The sequence below is a fragment of the Cupriavidus sp. 10L45 genome, assembly GCF_056395225.1.
The window spans coordinates 342,094-360,032 of record NZ_JBFTJC010000001.1; the positions used below are offsets into that span (position 1 = coordinate 342,094).

Genomic DNA, 17,939 nt, shown 5'->3' on the forward strand with positions numbered 1-17,939 from the left:
CGCCGTCTGCGGACCCGGCCTGGCACTGCTGGACGGTCTATTCAGGCCATTCTGGGGATACCGATGAGTGTATTGGGACAGTACGTCTTCAACGGGCTGATGCTCGGCATGATCTACGCCATGGTGGCGGTCGGCTTCACGCTGTTCTTTGGCGTGCTGGACGTCATCAAGTTTTCTCACGGCGATGTGCTGATGGTGGGCGCCTTCGCAGGGCTTGCCGCATCGGCCGGCGTGTTGGCGCTGCATGTGGATTCGCCGTGGCTGCAATTGCTGGCCATCGTGGTGTGCGCGATTGTCGTGACCGGCTTGCTGGGCGCCGTGATCGCCCGCTTCCTGATCCTGCCCTTGCGCAAGGCGCCGCCGCTGAACACCCTGCTGGCCACCTTGATGCTGGGTACGGTGCTGCGCGAAGCCGTGCGCCTGTTCTATCCGGATGGATCGAACCCGAAACCGTTTCCCGCGCTGCTGCCCACCACGGAGCTGTCGCTCGGCGCGTTGACGCTTCGCGCCGATAACCTGATCTTGCTGGCGGCAGGTGTCGCCATCATCATCGGCGTCCATCTGTTGATCACGCGCACGCGTTTTGGCATGGCCATCCGCGCCGTGGCACAGGACGGCGAGACGGCGCGCCTGATGGGCATCAACTTCGAAGTGGTGGTGCTGGTCACGTTTGCGCTGGGCTCGGCCATGGCCGCGCTGGCCGGCGTGATGAACGGCCTCTATTACAACGAGATCAACTTCAACGTCGGGCTGCTCCTCGGCGTGATCGGCTTCGCAGCCGCCATCCTGGGTGGACTGGGCAACCTGTACGGCGCCATCCTCGGTGGCTTCCTGTTCGCGGCGCTCCAGGTGCTGGGCAGTGCGACGTTGCCGGCGCTGGTGCCCGATATCCCGAGCGCCTACAAGGATGTCTTTGCGTTCGCCGTGGTCATCGTGCTGATGGCCTTCAAGCCGACCGGACTTATTGCGGAGAAAGCCAGTGAACGTGTCTGACAACGTCTCGAATCCACTGCCCCCTGCCGTGGTTGGCGCCGGTGGCAAGCAGCGCAGCCCGGCCGTGGTGCTGGGCATCGCGGCCATCGTCATCGTGGCCTACCTCTATCTGTTCCTGCACGCGGAATCGCAGCTCTCCGTGGCCGCGCTGCTGGCACTGGCCGTCGCAGCGACGGTCATCGCAGGCAAGTTCAAGGTCACGCGGGCCGTGGAGCAGGCTGCCGCCCGGCGGCCCGGGCTGTCGCGGCTATGGTCGGTCGTGGGCACGCTCGTGCTGATCGTGCTGTTCCACGAAAGCCATTTTGTCTTGCTGATGCTGTGCGCGGTGCTGTTGTATACCACTGCCTGCCTGGGCCTGACGGTGCAGTTCGGTTTCTCCGGTGTATCCAACTTCGCCGGCGCGGCGTTCTTCGGCATTGGCGCGTACGCCACGGCGGTGCTGGCCGCGCATACGCCCATCCCGTCGATCCTTGTGATCGTGCTGTCCGGCATCGCGGCTGCGGTCATCGGCTCGCTGCTGATCGCGCCGGTGTTGCGGACGCGTGGCCACTACGCGGCGCTGGTGACCATCGCGTTCGGCATCCTGTTCAAGACCTTTCTCGAAGTCAACGATGTGCTGGGCGGTCCGCAGGGCCTGCAGGTGCCCGGCATGACGCTGTTCGGCTTCCAGTTCAACGAAGGCTTGACGCTGTTCGGCATCGACGTGTCGTTCTACGCCAGCTACGCACTGCTGAGCCTGGCGATCTGCGCAGGCACCTTTGCGGTGGTCAAGGCACTGGAGCGCTCGTGGGTGGGGCTGGCCATGGACGTGGTGCGTACCGATGAAACCGCCGCTGCGACCTTCGGCCTCCATATCGCGCGCTGGAAAGTCATCGCATTCATGCTCGGCAACTTCTTCGCGGGCGTGGCGGGCAGCGTCTACGGCATGGTCACGGCGTTCGTGGCACCGAACAACTTCACGTTCGCCGACTCGCTGCTGATGCTGTCGATCGTCATTCTGGGTGGTCTGGGCAATGTCGTCGGCCTGATCCCGGCCGCCATCATCGTGCTGGTGCTCCCGGAGAAGCTGCAGTTCATCCAGGAGTACCGCTTCCTGTTCTACGCGGCGCTGGTCATCGCCATCCTGCTGTTCCGTCCCGATGGGCTGCTGCCGCGCAAGATCCGTCTGTTCTTCCCGACCCAGGACGCCAAATGAGCGACGCGATGATCGAGGTACGCAATCTCACGATGCGATTCGGCGGCCTGACTGCGCTGGACAATCTCCAGCTCGACATCCGCCGCGGGGAAGTGCTGGGCCTGCTGGGGCCGAATGGCTCCGGCAAGACCACGTTCTTCAACGTGCTCACGGGCCTCTACAAGGCCAGCGCGGGCACCATCACGTACAACGGCGAGAACGTCATCGGCAAGACGCCGCAGGACATCTATCGTAGCGGCGTGGCGCGGACGTTCCAGCGCTCCCGCCTGTCGCTGCCCCTGACCGTCTTCGACAATATCGTGATCGGCGACTACCAGCACATGCAGCACGGGCTGGTGTTCAACCTGTTTCGACGCAAGGCATTCCGGGCCGAGTATGAACGCTATGTGGAATCTGTGCGCGAACTGCTGGGCATCTTCAGCCCTCCGCTGGTCAGTCGGCTATTCGAGCCAGTCGAGTCGTTCACGATGATCGACCGTCGCCGGATCGAGGTCTGCCGCGCCCTGATGAGCCGGCCACGGCTGCTGCTGCTGGATGAACCTTCGGCAGGCATGACCCATGACGAAACCCATGAGCTGATGGACGACATCCTCCAGGTGCGAAGCAAGTTGCAGGACTTGTCCGTCGTGCTCATCGAGCACGAAATGAACGTGATCGAGCGCATCACCGATCGGTGCGTCGTGCTGAACTACGGCAAGAAGATCGCCGAAGGCACGTACGCCGAGATCACCGCCGATCCCGACGTGCAGACGGCCTATCTCGGGGAGGAAGCCGCATGAGCGATAACACGTTGCGCGTGGAGGGCCTGAGCACGGGCTATGACAAGGTCAACGTGCTGCATGACGTCTCCATCGAAGTGCCGCCCGGCAAGATCACCTGCATCCTCGGGGCGAACGGCGCGGGCAAGAGCACACTGATCCGGGCGATCCTGGGCCTGACGCCCGCGCGCAAAGGCCGCATCCTGTGGGATGGCGTGGACATCGCCGCGGAGAAGACGCATAACGTCATCGCGCGCGGCATTTCCTGCATACCGGAAGGGCGCAAGGTATTCCCGCGCATGACCGTTGCCGAGAACCTGGCACTGGGCGCCTTCCTGGAGGCCGATCCGGCCAAGGTGCGGGAGCGCATCGCGCGCGTCTACGAGATATTCCCGCGCCTGCGCGAGCGGTCCGCACAGTTGGCCGGCACCATGTCGGGCGGCGAACAGGCCATGGTGTCGATCGGGCGCGGATTGATGGCGCAGCCGCGCCTGCTGGTCATCGATGAACCGTCGCTTGGCTTGTCGCCGCTGTACGTGAAGGAGAACTTCAAGGTCATCCAGCAGATCAACGAGCTGGGCATGACCGTGCTGCTGGTCGAGCAGAACGCGCGCCAGACGCTGGCGATTGCGCACCAGGGCTATGTGCTGACGCAGGGGCGCGTGGTGGCGCAAGGCTCGGCGCAGGCGTTGCGTGAGAATGACGAAGTGCGCGCCGCCTACTTTGGCTGAGTGCTGGCGGATCGATTCTGGAGACTGAAGCTTTGGACCAATATCTCGATCTTCCCGTGCGCGAACTGGTGGCGCGCATGGCCCGTCGCGAGCTGCGCGCGGAAACCGTCGTGCAGGCTGCGCTCGATCGCATCCGGGCGCAGGACGATGTCATCCATGCGTGGCAGCACGTTGGCGGTGAAGCGGCCATCGCGCAGGCGCGGCGTCTGGATGCCGGCACTGCGTCAGCGGCGCTGCACGGCGTACCGCTCGGCGTCAAGGATCTGATGGATACGGCGGATCTGCCGACGACATACGGATCGCCGATCTACGCGACGCATCGACCTGTGCTGGATGCCGCCGCCGTTGCACTGGCGCGAAGTGCTGGCGCGGTGGTGGTGGGCAAGACCGTGACCACGGAATTCGCGACATTCCAGCCGGGCCCCACGTGCAATCCACGCGCGCCCGTGAATGCCCCGCGCACGCCGGGTGGCTCGTCGAGTGGCTCTGCCGCCGCCGTGGCGGCTGGCATGGTGCCGCTGGCATTCGGCACGCAGACCGCAGGGTCGATTATTCGGCCTGCCGCCTACTGTGGCGTGATTGGCTACAAGCCCACCCACGCGACGTTGCCGCTGGCCGGTATCAAACCGTTGTCGCCCAGCCTGGATACGGTGGGTGTGCTGGCCCGGCGCGTGGACGACGCCGCGTTGTTTATCGGTACGCTGGCACGCGATGTCTCGATTACGGAGGCTTGTGCCCAGGCACCGACCCCGTTGCGCGTCGGCATCGTCCGCACGCCGCACTGGGAGCGCGCGGGTGCCGATGCGCGTGCCGCGCTGGAGACGGCGGTACGGACGCTGCAGGGCCTCGGCGCGTCGATTCAGGATGTCGAGTTGCCCGTCGCCTGCCATGGTCTCACCGAGGCCCAGATGGACATCATGGCCTTCGAAGCCGTCGCCGCGTTCGCACCGGAAGCGCGCGATCGGGCAGCGGATTTCAGCGCGGCCTTTGCCAGGCAGCTCGAAGTGGGGCGTGCGGTGACGGGCGAGCGCTTTCGCGCTGCGCTGGCGCTCGCGGAACAGGCGCGCATGTCGCTGGCAGTGTCGCTGGAAGGATTCGATGTGGTCCTGGCCCCCAGCGCAGAAGGCGAAGCGCCCGAGGGCCTAGCCGCTACCGGCGACCCGATTTTCTGCCGCATGTGGACGCTGCTCGGTACGCCTTGCGTCCATGTGCCGACCGGAACGGGCGCTGGCGGCATGCCTGTCGGCGTGACAGTGACCGCGCCACGCCACGCCGATGCGCGCGTACTGGCCGTGGCACATCGTTTATCTCAGGCGCTGGCTCTGGCGGCCTGACACCAGGAGAACATGTTGAATCGCTTGCATCAGCCCGCCGAGGCCATCGTGGATAACACCGTACAGGCCCTCGCCGAACGGGCACAGGACCATGTCGACGCCAATCGCCTGGCGGCATCGCTCACCGCCTTGGCGCAGTTCGGCGGTCGTGACGACGGCGGCGTGTCGCGCGAAACGCTGACAGCCATCGACCTCGCGTCGCGCCGCCACCTCGTCGATCAGGCGCGCGCGCTGGGCTGCCAGGTCAGCATCGACGATTGCGGAAACCTGTTCTTCCGGCGGGCTGGTAGCGAGGATCTGCCTCCCGTGCTGACCGGGAGCCATGCCGATACCCAGCCGGTGGGCGGCAAGTACGACGGGGCGTATGGCGTGCTGGCCGGCCTCGAAGTGATCGCGGCGCTCAACGCGGCGGGCATCGAAACGGTGCGACCCATCGAGGTGGTGTCGTGGACCAACGAGGAGGGCAGCCGCTTTGGGCCCGGCGCGATGGGCTCCAGCGCCTTCGTCGAGCCGGCGCGGCTGGCCGGCTATCGCGATGCCACCGACCAGACCGGCGTCCGGTTTGGCGATGCACTGGACGCGGCGCTGGCCGCCAGTCCTGACGTGGAGCGCGTGCCGATGGCGCGACCGATGTCCGCCTGCGTGGAACTCCATATCGAGCAGGGCCCCGTGCTGGAGGCTGCCGCCGTGCCGCTCGGGGTCGTCACGGGCATCCAGGCGGTGCGATGGTTCCGCGTGGAGTGCGCAGGCACCATGGCACACGCCGGCACCACGCCCATGGCCGTGCGGCGCGATGCGATGGCAGTGGCCGTCGCCATCGCGCAGGACCTCTACGCGCTGGCCCCACGCGAACCGGGGGCACCGGGCGCGCCGGAACTGCGCCTGACGCTTGGCCAATGGGCGGTGGTGCCGAATTCGGTCAACACCATCCCGGGCAAGGTGACATTCACGGTGGACATGCGCTGCCTGGACGATGCCGCCCTCGATCGCGCCGAGGCCGCGCTGCGGCTGGCCTGCACGCGTCATGCCCCGGCCTCCGACGTAGCGATCACGCGCTTCTTCCATCGTGGCCCGACGTACTTTCCCGAATCCATGCTGGCGTCCATTCAGCGCGCCTGCGGGCGGGCCAGCCAGCTTGCTGGCCGAGCGCCGCCGATGCGGCTCACGTCCGGCGCCTTTCACGATGCCATGTACGTGGCCGATCATTGCCCGACCGCGATGATCTTCGTGCCGAGCAAGGACGGGATCAGCCACAACGCGGCGGAGGACACCGATGCCACGGACCTGTTCCTGGGCGCGCAGGCGCTGGCGTACACTGTCGCCGAACTGGCCTGCCGCCGGCCGTGACCGACCCCCGGTGCGCGTGGCGGCCCCTTTGAATACCAACCAACCAGCCAGCCCGCATGGCAAAGACCGCGAGCCCGATCCCGCAAGAGCCGGTCGACAGCAAGTCGGCCACCCTGACGCTTGGTGTCAAGCTGCGCCACGCGCGGCTGGTGGCCGGCTATACCTTATTGCAACTGGCTAACAAGGCCGGTTGCTCCGAGAGCCTGATCTCGAAGGTCGAGCGTGGCCTGGCCACGCCGTCATTCACCACGCTCCACCGGCTGGCGGTGGCGCTCGATACCAATATCGGCGCGCTCACCAGCGAGGATGACGCGCACAAGTCGCCGATCCTCCGTCACGGCGAACGGCCCGTGATCCGTGTGGGTGGCGTGGCGCTCGAACGCGTGGTGCTGCCCAAGCGCGGCGGCCTGCTGCAGGCCAACATCCACATCGTCTGGCCCGGCGAAGCCAGTGACGGCCAGATCGAGCATCAGGGCGAGGAAGTCGGCTACGTGCTGGAAGGCAAGCTGGAGCTGATGCTGGGCGACGATATCTACCTGATCGGCCCGGGCGATGCGTTTACGTTCTCGAGCCAGGTGCCGCATGGCTACCGCAACGTCGGCGATGTCGTGGCGAAGGTGCTCTGGGTGAATTCGCCAGCGACGTTCTAGGCGGTCACGGGTGCCACGTCGCCGGCTTGTCGACGGGCATGGCCGGCCGTTGGCTGCCCGCCATGGCGTACGAAAGCTTGTTCGCTGCATCGACGACCGTCTGCGCGAGTTCCAGCAGCCGGTCTTCCCCCAGACGCGCCGTCGGTCCCGAAATACACATCGATCCCAGCAGCCGCCAGTGCAGTCCGAATACGGGCGCCGAGACGCTCGATACCTCCGCTTCGCGCTCCCCAAGCGACAAATGGAAGCCACGGCGCCGGATCGTTTCATAGAGGTCGCCGGGCTCCCCTGAGAAGGCGAGGATCACCCGGCCGGGCGATCCACTGTCGAGGGGCAGGGCCGCGCCAATCCGGACATGGTGCCGGATCGCCTGCGGACCTTCCACACGCACCAGACAGGTCCGCTGTCTGCCTTCGCGAACATAGAACGACGCGCTTTCCCCGGTCTTGATGGTCAATTCGCGCAGCACCGGCTCCACCACGTCCTGCACGTTGAAGGTCGCCTGGTAGCACGCGCCCAGCCAGCCGGCCGCACGCCCAAGCCGCCAGCTCCCGTCTTCCTTCTGCACCAGATAGTTGTCCGCCGCCAGCGTGCGCGCCAGCCGCAGCACCGTGGTCTTGTGGATACCCGTCCTGCGGCTCAGTTCCGCCAGGGACAGCTGCGGATCGTTGACTCCGAAGGCCTCCAGCACGCGTAGCGCCCGCGTGACCGCGATGACGCCGCTCGCGGCCTCCTCAGTACCTGCGGGGCTGATTTCATCACTTTTTGGGTTCATGGCACGAAACGCGTTGCGTGGTACGAAACGGCATTGTATGGCGTGAAACGTTCGACAACAATCCGTCTCACAACACAACGAGATTCGGAGACAGTCATGAGCGCGATTCGCCGCTGCATGTTCACCCTTGCCGTCACTTTGCTTGGCGCTGCCCACGTGGCGGCCGCCGCACCCGCCTATCCCTCCAAGCCGATTCGCGTCATCGTGCCGTTCCCGGCAGGCGGGGGCACCGACATCATCGCGCGGGAAGTGACCAACAAGGTTGCCATGTCGACGGGCTGGACCTTCGTGGTGGACAACAAGCCCGGCTCGGGCGGCAACCTGGGCGTGGACGCCGCAGCGAAGGCCCCCGCCGACGGCTACACCATCGTGCTGGGGCAGACCAGCAACCTTGCCATCAACCCCACACTGTTCAGCCATCTGCCTTATGACCCGGTCAAGGACCTGACGCCGATCAGCCTCGTGGCCAGCGCGCCGCTCGTCCTCGTGACGCCGGTCAGCTCACCCTACAAGACCCTGGCCGATGTCATCAAGGCCAGCAAGGCAAAGCCGGGCGCGCTCAATATCGCCTCGCCCGGCAATGGCACCGTCGCCCATCTCTCGGGCGAGTTGCTGCAGAAGACGGCCGGCATCAAGCTGATTCACGTGCCGTACAAGGGCGCCGCCCAGGCGGTGAACGACCTGATCGGCGGTCAGGTCGACCTGTATCTCTCGTCGGTGCCGACCCTGCTGGCCCATATCAAGAGCGGCAAGCTGCGCCCGCTGGCGGTCACCTCGGCGAAGCGCGTGGACGATCTGCCCCAGGTACCCACCATCGCCGAGTCCGGCTACGCCGGTTTCGAGGCCTCGACCTGGTTCGGTTTCGCCGCACCGGCCGCCACGCCGAAGGACATCGTCACGCGGCTGAATGCCGAGTTCAACAAGGCGCTCAAGTCGCCCGATCTGGCGAAGAAGCTGAACGACCAGGGTGCGCTGGTCCTTGGCGGCTCCCCCGAGGCGTTCGGCACGCAGATCCGTCAGGACATCGCCCGCTGGGCTTCGATCATCAAGGACTCCGGCACCAAGCTGGACTAATCCTCCTCTCCCTTTCCCCTTGCCTACCGGAGCCAAGCCATGAGCCTGCCCAATATCAACCAATCGTTTGAACGCGTATCGGCCGCCGTTGTCGCCAAGGCCGCGAAATTCCAACCGGCGATTCTCGCCGACGTCGCGGGCCGCCGTGGCGCGCTGCATGGCCGCATCAAGGCCCTGCGCCCGAGCATGAAGCTCGCTGGTCCGGCCTTCACGGTCGAGGTTCGCCCCGGCGACAACCTGATGATCCACGCCGCGCTGGCGCTGGCCCAACCGGGCGACATCCTCGTCATCGATGGCAAGGGCGACCAGACTTCCGCGCTGATGGGCACCATCATGATGAACGCGGCACGCCAGCTCGGGCTGGCCGGCGTGGTCATCGACGGCGCCGTGCGCGACAGCATCGAACTGGAGGAAATGCAATTCCCCGTCTTCTCCGTGGGTACCAACCCGAACGGCCCGACCAAGGAAGTCGGCGGCCGCATCGGTCACCCGGTCTGCGTCGGGGGCGTGACGGTGTACCCGGGTGACTACGTCTGCGGCGATGCCGATGGCGTGGTGGTGGTCGAGCGGGACAAGATCGAGTCGCTGCTCGCCGCCGCAGAACACAAGGAAGCGGCCGAAGCCAAGCGGATCGCACAGATCAAGGAAGGCAATACCACGGCGCCGTGGCTGCTGGCCTCGCTGGTGACCGCCGGCGTGCTCAAGCAGGGAGAAACGCTGTGACGAGCCGGCCCGCCATCATCGTGACGGGGGCGGACCTGGCGCCCGAAGCCCTCGCCATCCTCCACGACTACACGATCGTCTTCGCCGGCAAGACCCCGCAACCCGCTGACCTGGTCGCCCTCGCGAAACAACAAGACCCGGTTGCCATCATCGTCCGCTACGGTAGCGTGACGGCCGAGGTCATGGATGCCGCCCCGTCACTGCGGGTGATCGCCAAGCACGGCAGCGGCACGGATACCATCGACAAGGTTGCCGCCGCAGCGCGGGGCGTGGAGGTGCTGGCGGCGGTCGGTGCCAATGCCGCCGCCGTGGCGGAGCATGCGCTGGCGCTGATGCTGGCCTGCGCCAAGTCGATCGTGCCGCTCGATGCGCGCATGCACGGCGGCCACTGGGACAAGGCCACGCACAAGAGTGTCGAACTGAGCGGGCGCACCGTGGGACTGGTTGGCCTGGGCACCATCGGGCTGCGCTTTGCGCGGATGTGCCACGCCATGGATATGCGCGTGATCGGCTTCGACCCGTTCGCCAGGAATCTGCCCGACTACGTGCGGCCGGTCGGACTCGAGGCGATCTGGGCCGAGTCCGACGTGATCTCGCTGCATTGCCCGCTGACGGACGACAATCGCAAGATGCTGGACGCCGACGTGCTCGCGCGCTGCAAGCGGGGCGTGATCGTCGTCAACACCGCGCGCGGCGGGCTGATCGACGAACCGGCCCTGCTGGCGGCGGTCCAGTCGGGGCAAGTGGCTGGGGCCGGGCTCGATAGCTTCGCCGTCGAGCCGATGACCGCGCCGCATATTTTCCACGGGCAACCGGGCGTGATTCTGACGCCGCACATCGGCGGTGTGACGGGTGCGGCCTACGTCAACATGGGCGTGGCCGCGGCCAAGAACGTGCTGGGGGTACTGAACCGCGAGCGGGAGCCGGTACTGACGAAGGGCTAGCGGGAGGCCACCTCCGTCCGCGATACGCATGGCGACCCCGCCTGGAGCGGGGCGATCAAAAAGACACAGCAGTTTGGAGACACACATGACCACGCAACAACGCGGCGCCGGATGGCTGCCGCAACTGGTAATGGCGGCGCTCGCCGTCCTTTCGATGGGCGTGCACGCCGAGACCTGGCCGGCCAAGCCCGTCAAGATCGTCGTGCCCTATCCGCCGGGCGGCGCCGTTGATGCGGTCACGCGCAAGATGGCGCAGCGCCTGACCGAGCAGACCGGCCAGAGCTTCTTCGTCGAAAACAAGGCCGGGGCGACGGGCACCATCGGCGCGGTCCAGGTGGCGCGATCGGCGCCGGATGGCTACACGCTGTTGGCCAACGACACGACCTACGCGCTGCTGCCCCATATCTTCAAGAAGCTCCCGTTCGACTACGCCCAAGACCTGCAGCCGGTTTGCGCCTATGTATTCGCGCCGATGGGCGTGGTGGTCAAGGCGGACAGCAAGTTCAAGACGCTGAACGATCTGGTTGCCGCCGCGAAGGGGGCGGACAGCAAGATCTCCTATGGCTCGGGTGGCCCGGGGTCGACGCCCCATTTCGCCAGTGAGGCGCTCGGGCTGGCCGCCGGCGCGCACTTCATGCATGTGCCCTTCAAGGGCGCGGGCGAGGCGACCGTGGCGCTGCTGGGTGGCACCGTGGACTTCCAGATGGCCTCCATCTCGGGCGTGATCGGCCAAGTGCAAGGCAACAAGCTGCGCGTGCTCGCCGTGAGCGGCGACAAGCGCCTGCCGGCATTGCCCGGTGTGCCCACGTTCGCCGAGGCAGGGGTGCGCGGCTATGGCGTCACGAACTTCACGGGTCTTTGGGCGCCGAAGGGCACGCCGGCGGATGTCCTCGCTCGCCTGCAGAAGGAAGTCGCCACGGCGATGGCGACGCCCGACATGCGCACCTACGCCGAGAGCATCGGGGCCGATGCCGGCTATTGGGACGCCGGGGCCTTCCGCAAGGAGATGGGGGCGCGCACGGCGTTCTGGGGTAAGGTCGCCACTGCGACCGGCTTCGAGAAGCAGTGACCGGGCGGACACCCTGCGCAACCCTCTTCAGGTAATCGACATGTTCCTCCTCACCCCGCCAACGATCCGCCAGCCAGCGCTGTTCAGCAGCCTGCCGGAGCGCTATCGCAAACGTCGCCAGACTGATTGGTCCGACGCCAACCAGGGGGGACGGGCCATCGACTCGTTCCTCGAAGGTCCGGTCGTCGACGATGCGGGCAATGTCTACGTGACGGATATTCCCAACGGTCGCATCTTCCGGATCGACAACGGGGGAGGGTGGGAGGTGATCGCCGAGTGGGACGGCGAGCCCAACGGCATGAAGTTCATCGCTCCCGACCAACTGCTGGTCACGGACTACCGCAGCGGGCTGATGGTGGTGGAGACCCGCACGGGCGAGGTCCGGCCTTATCTGGCGCGCCGCAACACGGAAAGCTTCAAGGGCGTGAACGACCTGACGCTCGACTCGCAAGGCAACGTGTACTTCACGGACCAGGGCCAGACCGGCCTGCACGACCCCACCGGCCGGGTCTACCGGCTGACCCGCGAAGGCCGGCTGGACCTGCTGCTGTCCAACGTGCCGAGTCCCAATGGCATCGTCCTGTCTCCGGACGAACGTTTCCTGTTTGTGGCCGTGACGCGGGGGAACTGTGTGTGGCGGATGCCGCTGCTCGCAGACGGGAGTGTGTCCAAGACGGGGCAGTTCTTCACGTCCTATGGTCCCAGCGGACCCGACGGGCTCGCGATGGACCAGTCCGGACGCTTGCTGGTAGCCAACCCGGGGCTCGCCTACGTCTGGGTGCTGAATCACCGGGCGGAACCTGTCGAGGTGATTTGTGGCACCCCCGGCCACTCGTTGACCAACGTGGCGTTCGGCGGCCCGGCGCGCAAGACGCTTTACGTGACTGACTCCACCGCAGGCGAGATTCTCCGGGTCGAGATGGATGTGGCGGGCATGCGCTCGCCGCTGCTAGCGCCTGGCCTGCAGGAATGACGAGGGCGGCGCGCCCAGCGCCTTGCGGAACATCGTCGAGAACGCGCTCGGGCTGTCGTAGCCGAGATCGAGCGCCACCTCCGTAACGGGCGTGCCGGCCGACAGGCGCGACAGCGCGGCCAACAGGCACGCCTGCTGGCGCCATGCGCCGAACGACATCCCCGTTTGCTGTTGGAACAGGCGCGCGAACGTGCGCGGGCTGCAGTGGAGCTGCCGCGCCCAGTCATCGGCGGATGCGCCGATATCGGGGTGCGCCAGCAGTGCCGCGCAGAGCCTGGCGAGCGCCGGGTCGCGCGGCATCGGCGCAAACAGCGGCAAGGTCGGCGCGCGGTGCAGTTCGAACAGGATGAGCTGCATCAGCGCCCCGTCGCGGCTGTCCGCCGTGTAGTGCGCGGGCACGTCCGCCGAGGCCAGCAGCAAGGCATGCAGCAGCGGACTAACCACCAACACCTCGCAGCCCGCACCACTGCGCGGCGCCGACTCCGGCAGCACGTAGACGCTGCGCGTGCTGACCCCGTTCATGCGCACCCGATGCGGCTTCTGCGCCGGAATCCACACGCCCGTATAGGGCGGCACCACCCACGCGCCTTCCTCGGTGCCCACCTCCATCAATCCCGTCATGCCATACAGGAACTGGGCGCGGCGGTGGCTGTGCGTGTCGAGCAGCGTGCCGAAGGTGTAGTCGGTGCCGATGGCCAGTGCGGCACACGGGCTGGCATCGACGCTGTCGAGCGGAACATTGATCATCGGGACACGAGAGACGTTGGCAGGATCTCGAAGATTATTGTCCAAACATCGCAAGTTTGCCAGCCGCATCCGCCGTATCGTGATCATCCGTTCGATGGGAAACGAGGGCTAACGATGTCGATGTACGCGGTACTCATGCTCTGCGGCGGCCTGGCCGGCGTGACGACGGTGCTGTTCGGGTTTGGCGGCGGTTTTGTCGTGGTGCCGCTGCTTTATACGATGCTGACGATGACGCACGCCGCCGGCAGCGCCGTGGCGCAGGCGGCCATGCAGATCGCCGTGGCCACCTCGTCGTGCGTGATGATCTTTGGCGCTTCCATGGCGACGTGGCGCCACCATCGCGCCGGCAATGTCGACTGGCCGCGCATCCGGGCGATGGGTGCCTATATCGCCGTCGGTGCGGTCGTTGGCGCCGCCGCCGCGAGCTGGCTCAATGGCGACTGGGTGCGGTGGGCGTTCGTCGCCTATCTGGCCGTGACCATCGTGGACAGCACGCTGCGCCCCGGATTCATGCATGCCGGCCCGGGCACCGTGCGGCCGATGACCGCAGGCGCGACGGCCGCCATCGGCATCGGCATCGGGGCGATTGCCGCTTTCTTGGGCGTTGGCGGCAGCGTGATGACCGTGCCGCTGATGCGCCGGCGCGGGGCCACCATGACGCAGGCGACGGCGATGGCCAATCCGCTGTCATTGCCGATGGCGATTGCGGCCACCGTCACCTACGTCGCGCTGGCCTGGCAGCACGGCGCGACCTTCGGGCCCGGTCACGCCGGCTATGTCGACCTGCTGGCCTTTGTCGTGCTGGCGGCCGGCTCCTGGGTGGGGATCCGGCTGGCGGCACGCTGGATCGGCCGCATCCCGGACCGCGTCCACGCTGTCACGTATGTCGCGCTGCTCGCCCTGGTGCTGGTGATGATGGTAGCGGGCGGCAGCCTGGCGTGACTCGCCGGGCCTCAGTTGTCGATGAAAGAGACGAAAGCGTCGAGTTCCAGCCGCTGAATCGCCATGTTGTTCTCGGGCACGCTGTTGTCCGCATAACCCAGTGACATGCCGGCCACCACCATCTCGCAGTCGGGAATGCCGAGGCCCTTGCGGAGCACATCGGACTGCAGCGACCAGATCTGTTGCGGGCAGGTATCCAGCCCCTCCGCGCGCGCAGCCAGCATGACGTTCTGCAGGAAGCAGCCGTAGCAGAGGAAGCTGGCCCACTCCAGGCAGCGGTCCATCGTGAAGATCAGGCCGACCGGCGCGTCGAAGAAGCGGAACTGGCGTTCCACGTCGCGCCGCCGCCCGACGATATCGCTCCTGGCTACACCCTGCGCGTCACCGAGCATGCCGCGGAAAATGTTGAAGCGTGACGAATACGGCGCCGGCAGATCCTTGGGGAAGAACGGATACTCGTGGGCCAGCGTGTCGGGGCCGGCGCGGTAGGCGTCGACCGCGGCATCGGTGATTCGCTCGCGTGCGCTGCCGGTCAGCACATAGCATTTCCAGGGCTGGGTGTTGCTTGAACTCGGCGCGTACTTCGCCACCGACAGGATGTCCCTGACCGCCCGCAGCGGCACCGGCCGGTCCAGGAACGCGCGCTTGCTGCGGCGCCCGCGAATCAGTGTCTCGGTGAACCGCGTGGCCGCCGTGCTCATCTCCGTGTCCATCGCCATGTTCATCGCCGTCTCCATCTCAGCCTCCAATTCCATTTCCATCGCTCTTTCTCCGTGGTGGGGTCGTGGTGAAAAAATCATAGCCGCGTGGTGGACGGTGAAAAGATGGCGATGCTTGCATGCTTCGTCCGAGAACGATGAACGATGCACCGCACCGGCGCGTCATGCGTGAAGACGGTGCCGAAGTCCGAGGGTTTACCTGCGTGAGCGGAGGTGAAAAACGTGCCGCTTGCACCGCTGCGTGGCCGCGATGCACCGTTGGCAGGCGCGCGCCAAGGCACGCATTCCGGCGTCCATATTCATGGACGCAATGTTCCTGAAAGCCGCGCGCACGGCTGAATCCGGATCGCCTATCTTCTCACTCGGGATCGATGCATCGATTGCATGCGACACACGTTGGAGTGAGTGGATGAACCAGTTGAAATGCCTGCCGCAAGAAGAAATTGTCTGGGGACACGACATCCTGGAGGACGTTGCCGCGTCGCTGGGAGACCGCGGCATCCGCCGCCCGATCACGTTCACGGTCGGGTTCCTCGAATCCTTGCATCGTAACGTCCTGCAGCCCGGCATCCGGGATGGCGTGGGGGCCTTTATCGACCTGCCACCGCATGTGCCGGACTTCGCCGTGCGCGACGGCCTGCAAGCGTGCCTCACGCGTGACGCGCAGTCGATTGTCGCGCTGGGCGGGGGCTCGGTGCTCGACGCAGCGAAGGCGGTCTCCTACGCGCACTTCAAGCAGACCGGGCGCTACCTGCCCATCGCGGCCTTCCCGACGACCTTGTCCGGTTCCGAGTTCTCCCACTACTTCGGTGTGACGGAGACGGACGGTCCGCAGAAATTCAAGCGCAGCTACGCCGTGCGCGAAACGGCGCCCAAGATCGTTGCCATCGACCCCCGGCTGGTCATCGATACCCCGCGCGCGCTGTTGCTGAGCTCGGCCATCAAGGGCATCGACCACGCGGTGGAAGGGATGCGCAAGGTGGGCGTGGATCATCCGCACGCGATCCTGGCCGCGCGGGGCGTCGAGCGTTTCCTCGCCGTGCTGGAGAAGTGGCCGCAGCAGCTTGAGACACGGGAAGCCATCGCGCGCGGGCTGGTCTCGACCGAAGACCTGCTGCAACTCCAGCTTGGCGCCTGGCAGTGCTACTTCTATCCCGCATCGGTCATCTACGGACTGAGCCATCGCATCGGGCACATCCTCGGCGGCACGTTCGGGCTGCCGCACAGCATGACCTCGTGCATCACGCTGGCGCCCGTCATTCGCGCCTGCGCCGAAGCCTATGGCGACAAGTTCGGCATCTTCGCTTCCGGCAAGGGGGACGTCACCGCTGCCACGGCACTGGCCAACCGCATTGCGGATGTCGTGGACGCGCTGCAACTGCCCAGCCGGCTCGCCGCGTTCGATTTCGACCGCGCGAAGCTGCCCGAGGTGGCGGCGCTCCTGAAGCAGAACTATCCCGCCGAGGTCGGCGACCTGGGCGACCACGCCGGCCAGAAGCTCGATGCATTGCTGGAGAGCATGTGGTGATGACCCATCTCGACGTCCATCCTGATCTCCATCCCGACCATCACCACCGTGATCTGCTGCAGTCGGCCCGCGCGGCCACGCAACCGGCCGGCCTGCGCAAGACGCTCGATGCCCTGGCGACGCGGCAGATATCCGCAACCGCGCTGGCGGAGCAGGCGCTCCACGCGGCGGAAGCGAGCCAGCGATCCATCAACGCCTTTTCGACCATCGACTGGGACCGCGCGCTCAAGGCGGCGGCAGAGAGTGACCGCCGTTACGCCGACAATCGGCAGCGTCCGCTGGAAGGGTTGCCCATCGCGATCAAGGACCTCATCGACACCAAAGGCTTGGAGACCCGCTACGGCTCGGCGGCCTACCTCGGGCACCTGCCCGCCGCCGATGCCGACATCGTGAAAGCGCTGACGGAGCGCGGCGCGATCCTCATCGGCAAGACCACGACGCATGAGTTCGCGTGGGGCGTGACCACCGCCAGTACAAATTTTGGCGATACGCTGAACCCGCTCGACCGCACGCGCATCCCGGGCGGTTCCAGCGGCGGCGCGGCGGCGGCAATTGCCGATGGGGCCGTCATGGCCGGCGTGGGCACCGATACGGGTGGCTCGGTGCGCATTCCCGCCGCGCTGTGCGGCGTGGTCGGATACAAGCCGACGTTCGATACGTTCTCCACGCGCGGCGTGTTTCCGCTGGCACCCACGTGCGACCACGTCGGCCTGCTCGGGGCGCAGGTCGACGATGTGCTGTTGCTGGCCGATGCCCTTCATATCGAGGTACCCGAAAGCGATGCGTGGCTGTCCGCGCGCCTCGGCGTGATCCCGGAGATCGCGCCGGTGCCGACGAGCCCGGCAGTCGCCACGGCATTCAAGGGGGCGATCGGCCGACTGGGGCAGGTCTTCGCCTGCGTGGACGTCGACACGTCCGGCCTGTTCGATGCCGTATTCGATGCCTTCGCGACCATCGTGCTGATCGAAGGCGGCATCGAGCACTTCCGGCGCAACGATTGGGACCGCATCGCCACGCACTACAACCCGGAAACCGTCGACCGATTGCGGCGTGCGGAGACGATGGACCTGCGCGGCTATGCGGCGGCCCAGCAGACGCGGCGCCGGTTCACGGCCAGGCTGCACGAGGCAATGTCGACGGTCGACTACCTCGTGCTGCCGACCTGCCCGTGCGTCGCCCCCCATCTTGGCGCTGCAAACGTCGAGATCGGCGCGTGGTCCGGCACGGTCCGCGAGGCGCTGATGACTTACACCGCGCCATTCAACATCGCCGGGTTTCCCGCCATCTCGATTCCATTGCTCACCGGCGACTGCGGCCTTCCCGCGGCGTTGCAGGTCGTGGCCAAGCCGGGCGACGACGGCGCGCTGCTGCAGATCGCGCAGCAGATGGAGTTGCTGCTGCGCGCAGGCACGGCCCACGAGATTTGACCCCTCACAA

18 protein-coding genes are annotated in these 17,939 nt (G+C 66.5%); 15 read left to right on the plus strand and 3 right to left on the minus strand.

The genetic code is table 11. The features are described 5' to 3' along the window. The first annotated feature begins 63 nt into the window (after positions 1-63). From AC1DFU_RS01645 to AC1DFU_RS01675, 7 genes are read left to right on the plus strand one after another with little or no spacing between them, the layout of a single operon-like run. On the plus strand, positions 64-993 hold the full coding sequence (locus AC1DFU_RS01645) for a branched-chain amino acid ABC transporter permease (RefSeq protein WP_092295344.1): 930 nt from the start codon (positions 64-66) through the stop codon (positions 991-993). Beyond that, on the plus strand, positions 980-2,188 hold the full coding sequence (locus AC1DFU_RS01650; protein ID WP_177219933.1) for a branched-chain amino acid ABC transporter permease: 1,209 nt from the start codon (positions 980-982) through the stop codon (positions 2,186-2,188). Before AC1DFU_RS01645 ends, AC1DFU_RS01650 begins: the two co-directional genes overlap by 14 nt. Next, positions 2,185-2,967, plus strand: coding sequence for an ABC transporter ATP-binding protein (locus tag AC1DFU_RS01655; RefSeq protein ID WP_092295341.1), 783 nt, complete (start codon positions 2,185-2,187; stop codon positions 2,965-2,967). Before AC1DFU_RS01650 ends, AC1DFU_RS01655 begins: the two co-directional genes overlap by 4 nt. Then, positions 2,964-3,677, plus strand: a complete 714-nt coding sequence (locus tag AC1DFU_RS01660) for an ABC transporter ATP-binding protein (RefSeq protein WP_092295338.1) — start codon at positions 2,964-2,966, stop codon at positions 3,675-3,677. The genes AC1DFU_RS01655 and AC1DFU_RS01660 overlap by 4 nt, the downstream gene beginning before the upstream one ends. A 32-nt stretch (positions 3,678-3,709) precedes the next feature. Beyond that, positions 3,710-5,011: an amidase gene (locus AC1DFU_RS01665; protein WP_092295335.1), complete on the plus strand. Its 1,302-nt coding sequence runs from the start codon at positions 3,710-3,712 to the stop codon at positions 5,009-5,011. A gap of 12 nt (positions 5,012-5,023) precedes the next feature. Beyond that, positions 5,024-6,358 carry a M20 family metallo-hydrolase gene (locus AC1DFU_RS01670; protein WP_441592452.1) on the plus strand — a complete coding sequence of 445 codons (1,335 nt, stop codon included), beginning with the start codon at positions 5,024-5,026 and terminating at the stop codon, positions 6,356-6,358. Positions 6,359-6,414: 56 nt separating this feature from the next. Further along, complete coding sequence (locus AC1DFU_RS01675; RefSeq protein ID WP_477159663.1) at positions 6,415-7,008, plus strand: helix-turn-helix domain-containing protein; 594 nt, start codon at positions 6,415-6,417, stop codon at positions 7,006-7,008. A gap of 4 nt (positions 7,009-7,012) precedes the next feature. Here the strand turns inward: AC1DFU_RS01675 and AC1DFU_RS01680 are convergent, their stop codons facing one another. Further along, positions 7,013-7,783 (minus strand): IclR family transcriptional regulator, encoded by a 771-nt coding sequence (locus tag AC1DFU_RS01680; RefSeq protein WP_092295326.1) that lies wholly within the window; start codon positions 7,781-7,783, stop codon positions 7,013-7,015. A 96-nt stretch (positions 7,784-7,879) separates the two neighbouring features. Here AC1DFU_RS01680 and AC1DFU_RS01685 point away from each other — a divergent pair, with 96 nt between their 5' ends. The 5 genes from AC1DFU_RS01685 (at position 7,880) to AC1DFU_RS01705 (ending at position 12,566) form a co-directional block, all read left to right on the plus strand. Next, positions 7,880-8,857 (plus strand): Bug family tripartite tricarboxylate transporter substrate binding protein, encoded by a 978-nt coding sequence (locus tag AC1DFU_RS01685; RefSeq protein ID WP_092295323.1) that lies wholly within the window; start codon positions 7,880-7,882, stop codon positions 8,855-8,857. A gap of 39 nt (positions 8,858-8,896) precedes the next feature. Beyond that, the gene (locus tag AC1DFU_RS01690) at positions 8,897-9,580 is read left to right on the plus strand and encodes an RraA family protein (RefSeq protein WP_092295320.1); all 684 of its coding nucleotides are present in this window, start codon (positions 8,897-8,899) and stop codon (positions 9,578-9,580) included. After that, positions 9,577-10,524: a hydroxyacid dehydrogenase gene (locus AC1DFU_RS01695; protein WP_441592457.1), complete on the plus strand. Its 948-nt coding sequence runs from the start codon at positions 9,577-9,579 to the stop codon at positions 10,522-10,524. The genes AC1DFU_RS01690 and AC1DFU_RS01695 overlap by 4 nt, the downstream gene beginning before the upstream one ends. A gap of 85 nt (positions 10,525-10,609) precedes the next feature. Beyond that, positions 10,610-11,593: a Bug family tripartite tricarboxylate transporter substrate binding protein gene (locus tag AC1DFU_RS01700; RefSeq protein ID WP_255370841.1), complete on the plus strand. Its 984-nt coding sequence runs from the start codon at positions 10,610-10,612 to the stop codon at positions 11,591-11,593. 40 nt (positions 11,594-11,633) lie between these two features. Continuing rightward, a complete protein-coding gene (locus AC1DFU_RS01705) occupies positions 11,634-12,566 on the plus strand; it encodes an SMP-30/gluconolactonase/LRE family protein (protein ID WP_441592459.1) in 933 nt (310 codons plus the stop codon). Here AC1DFU_RS01705 and AC1DFU_RS01710 read toward each other — a convergent pair. Beyond that, entirely contained in the window at positions 12,543-13,313 is a 771-nt protein-coding gene (locus AC1DFU_RS01710) for an AraC family transcriptional regulator (protein ID WP_092295312.1), read from the minus strand. The two genes, AC1DFU_RS01705 and AC1DFU_RS01710, sit on opposite strands and share 24 nt — an antisense overlap. A gap of 120 nt (positions 13,314-13,433) precedes the next feature. Here AC1DFU_RS01710 and AC1DFU_RS01715 point away from each other — a divergent pair, with 120 nt between their 5' ends. Then, entirely contained in the window at positions 13,434-14,255 is an 822-nt protein-coding gene (locus AC1DFU_RS01715; protein WP_441592569.1) for a sulfite exporter TauE/SafE family protein, read from the plus strand. A gap of 11 nt (positions 14,256-14,266) precedes the next feature. On the opposite strand, the gene AC1DFU_RS01720 is transcribed toward AC1DFU_RS01715, so the two are convergent. After that, the gene (locus AC1DFU_RS01720) at positions 14,267-14,956 is read right to left on the minus strand and encodes a nitroreductase (RefSeq protein WP_441592570.1); all 690 of its coding nucleotides are present in this window, start codon (positions 14,954-14,956) and stop codon (positions 14,267-14,269) included. Between the two features lie 427 nt (positions 14,957-15,383). Here AC1DFU_RS01720 and AC1DFU_RS01725 point away from each other — a divergent pair, with 427 nt between their 5' ends. Both AC1DFU_RS01725 and AC1DFU_RS01730 read left to right on the plus strand, forming a co-directional pair. Beyond that, positions 15,384-16,502: an iron-containing alcohol dehydrogenase gene (locus AC1DFU_RS01725; protein WP_441592461.1), complete on the plus strand. Its 1,119-nt coding sequence runs from the start codon at positions 15,384-15,386 to the stop codon at positions 16,500-16,502. After that, positions 16,502-17,929, plus strand: a complete 1,428-nt coding sequence (locus AC1DFU_RS01730) for an amidase (protein ID WP_441592463.1) — start codon at positions 16,502-16,504, stop codon at positions 17,927-17,929. Before AC1DFU_RS01725 ends, AC1DFU_RS01730 begins: the two co-directional genes overlap by 1 nt. Positions 17,930-17,939: the final 10 nt, after the last annotated feature.

What these genes read in the sequence shown, in the direction of transcription:
- AC1DFU_RS01715 (WP_441592569.1), top strand. Translation starts at nt 13,434, where the DNA reads ATGTACGCGGTACTCATGCTCTGCGGCGGCCTGGCCGGCGTGACGACG.
- AC1DFU_RS01710 (WP_092295312.1), bottom strand. Translation starts at nt 13,313, where the DNA reads ATGATCAATGTTCCGCTCGACAGCGTCGATGCCAGCCCGTGTGCCGCA.
- AC1DFU_RS01730 (WP_441592463.1), top strand. Translation starts at nt 16,502, where the DNA reads ATGACCCATCTCGACGTCCATCCTGATCTCCATCCCGACCATCACCAC.
- AC1DFU_RS01700 (WP_255370841.1), top strand. Translation starts at nt 10,610, where the DNA reads ATGACCACGCAACAACGCGGCGCCGGATGGCTGCCGCAACTGGTAATG.
- AC1DFU_RS01725 (WP_441592461.1), top strand. Translation starts at nt 15,384, where the DNA reads ATGAACCAGTTGAAATGCCTGCCGCAAGAAGAAATTGTCTGGGGACAC.
- AC1DFU_RS01720 (WP_441592570.1), bottom strand. Translation starts at nt 14,956, where the DNA reads ATGAGCACGGCGGCCACGCGGTTCACCGAGACACTGATTCGCGGGCGC.
- AC1DFU_RS01685 (WP_092295323.1), top strand. Translation starts at nt 7,880, where the DNA reads ATGAGCGCGATTCGCCGCTGCATGTTCACCCTTGCCGTCACTTTGCTT.
- AC1DFU_RS01660 (WP_092295338.1), top strand. Translation starts at nt 2,964, where the DNA reads ATGAGCGATAACACGTTGCGCGTGGAGGGCCTGAGCACGGGCTATGAC.
- AC1DFU_RS01645 (WP_092295344.1), top strand. Translation starts at nt 64, where the DNA reads ATGAGTGTATTGGGACAGTACGTCTTCAACGGGCTGATGCTCGGCATG.
- AC1DFU_RS01680 (WP_092295326.1), bottom strand. Translation starts at nt 7,783, where the DNA reads ATGAACCCAAAAAGTGATGAAATCAGCCCCGCAGGTACTGAGGAGGCC.
- AC1DFU_RS01675 (WP_477159663.1), top strand. Translation starts at nt 6,415, where the DNA reads ATGGCAAAGACCGCGAGCCCGATCCCGCAAGAGCCGGTCGACAGCAAG.
- AC1DFU_RS01690 (WP_092295320.1), top strand. Translation starts at nt 8,897, where the DNA reads ATGAGCCTGCCCAATATCAACCAATCGTTTGAACGCGTATCGGCCGCC.
- AC1DFU_RS01655 (WP_092295341.1), top strand. Translation starts at nt 2,185, where the DNA reads ATGAGCGACGCGATGATCGAGGTACGCAATCTCACGATGCGATTCGGC.
- AC1DFU_RS01670 (WP_441592452.1), top strand. Translation starts at nt 5,024, where the DNA reads ATGTTGAATCGCTTGCATCAGCCCGCCGAGGCCATCGTGGATAACACC.
- AC1DFU_RS01705 (WP_441592459.1), top strand. Translation starts at nt 11,634, where the DNA reads ATGTTCCTCCTCACCCCGCCAACGATCCGCCAGCCAGCGCTGTTCAGC.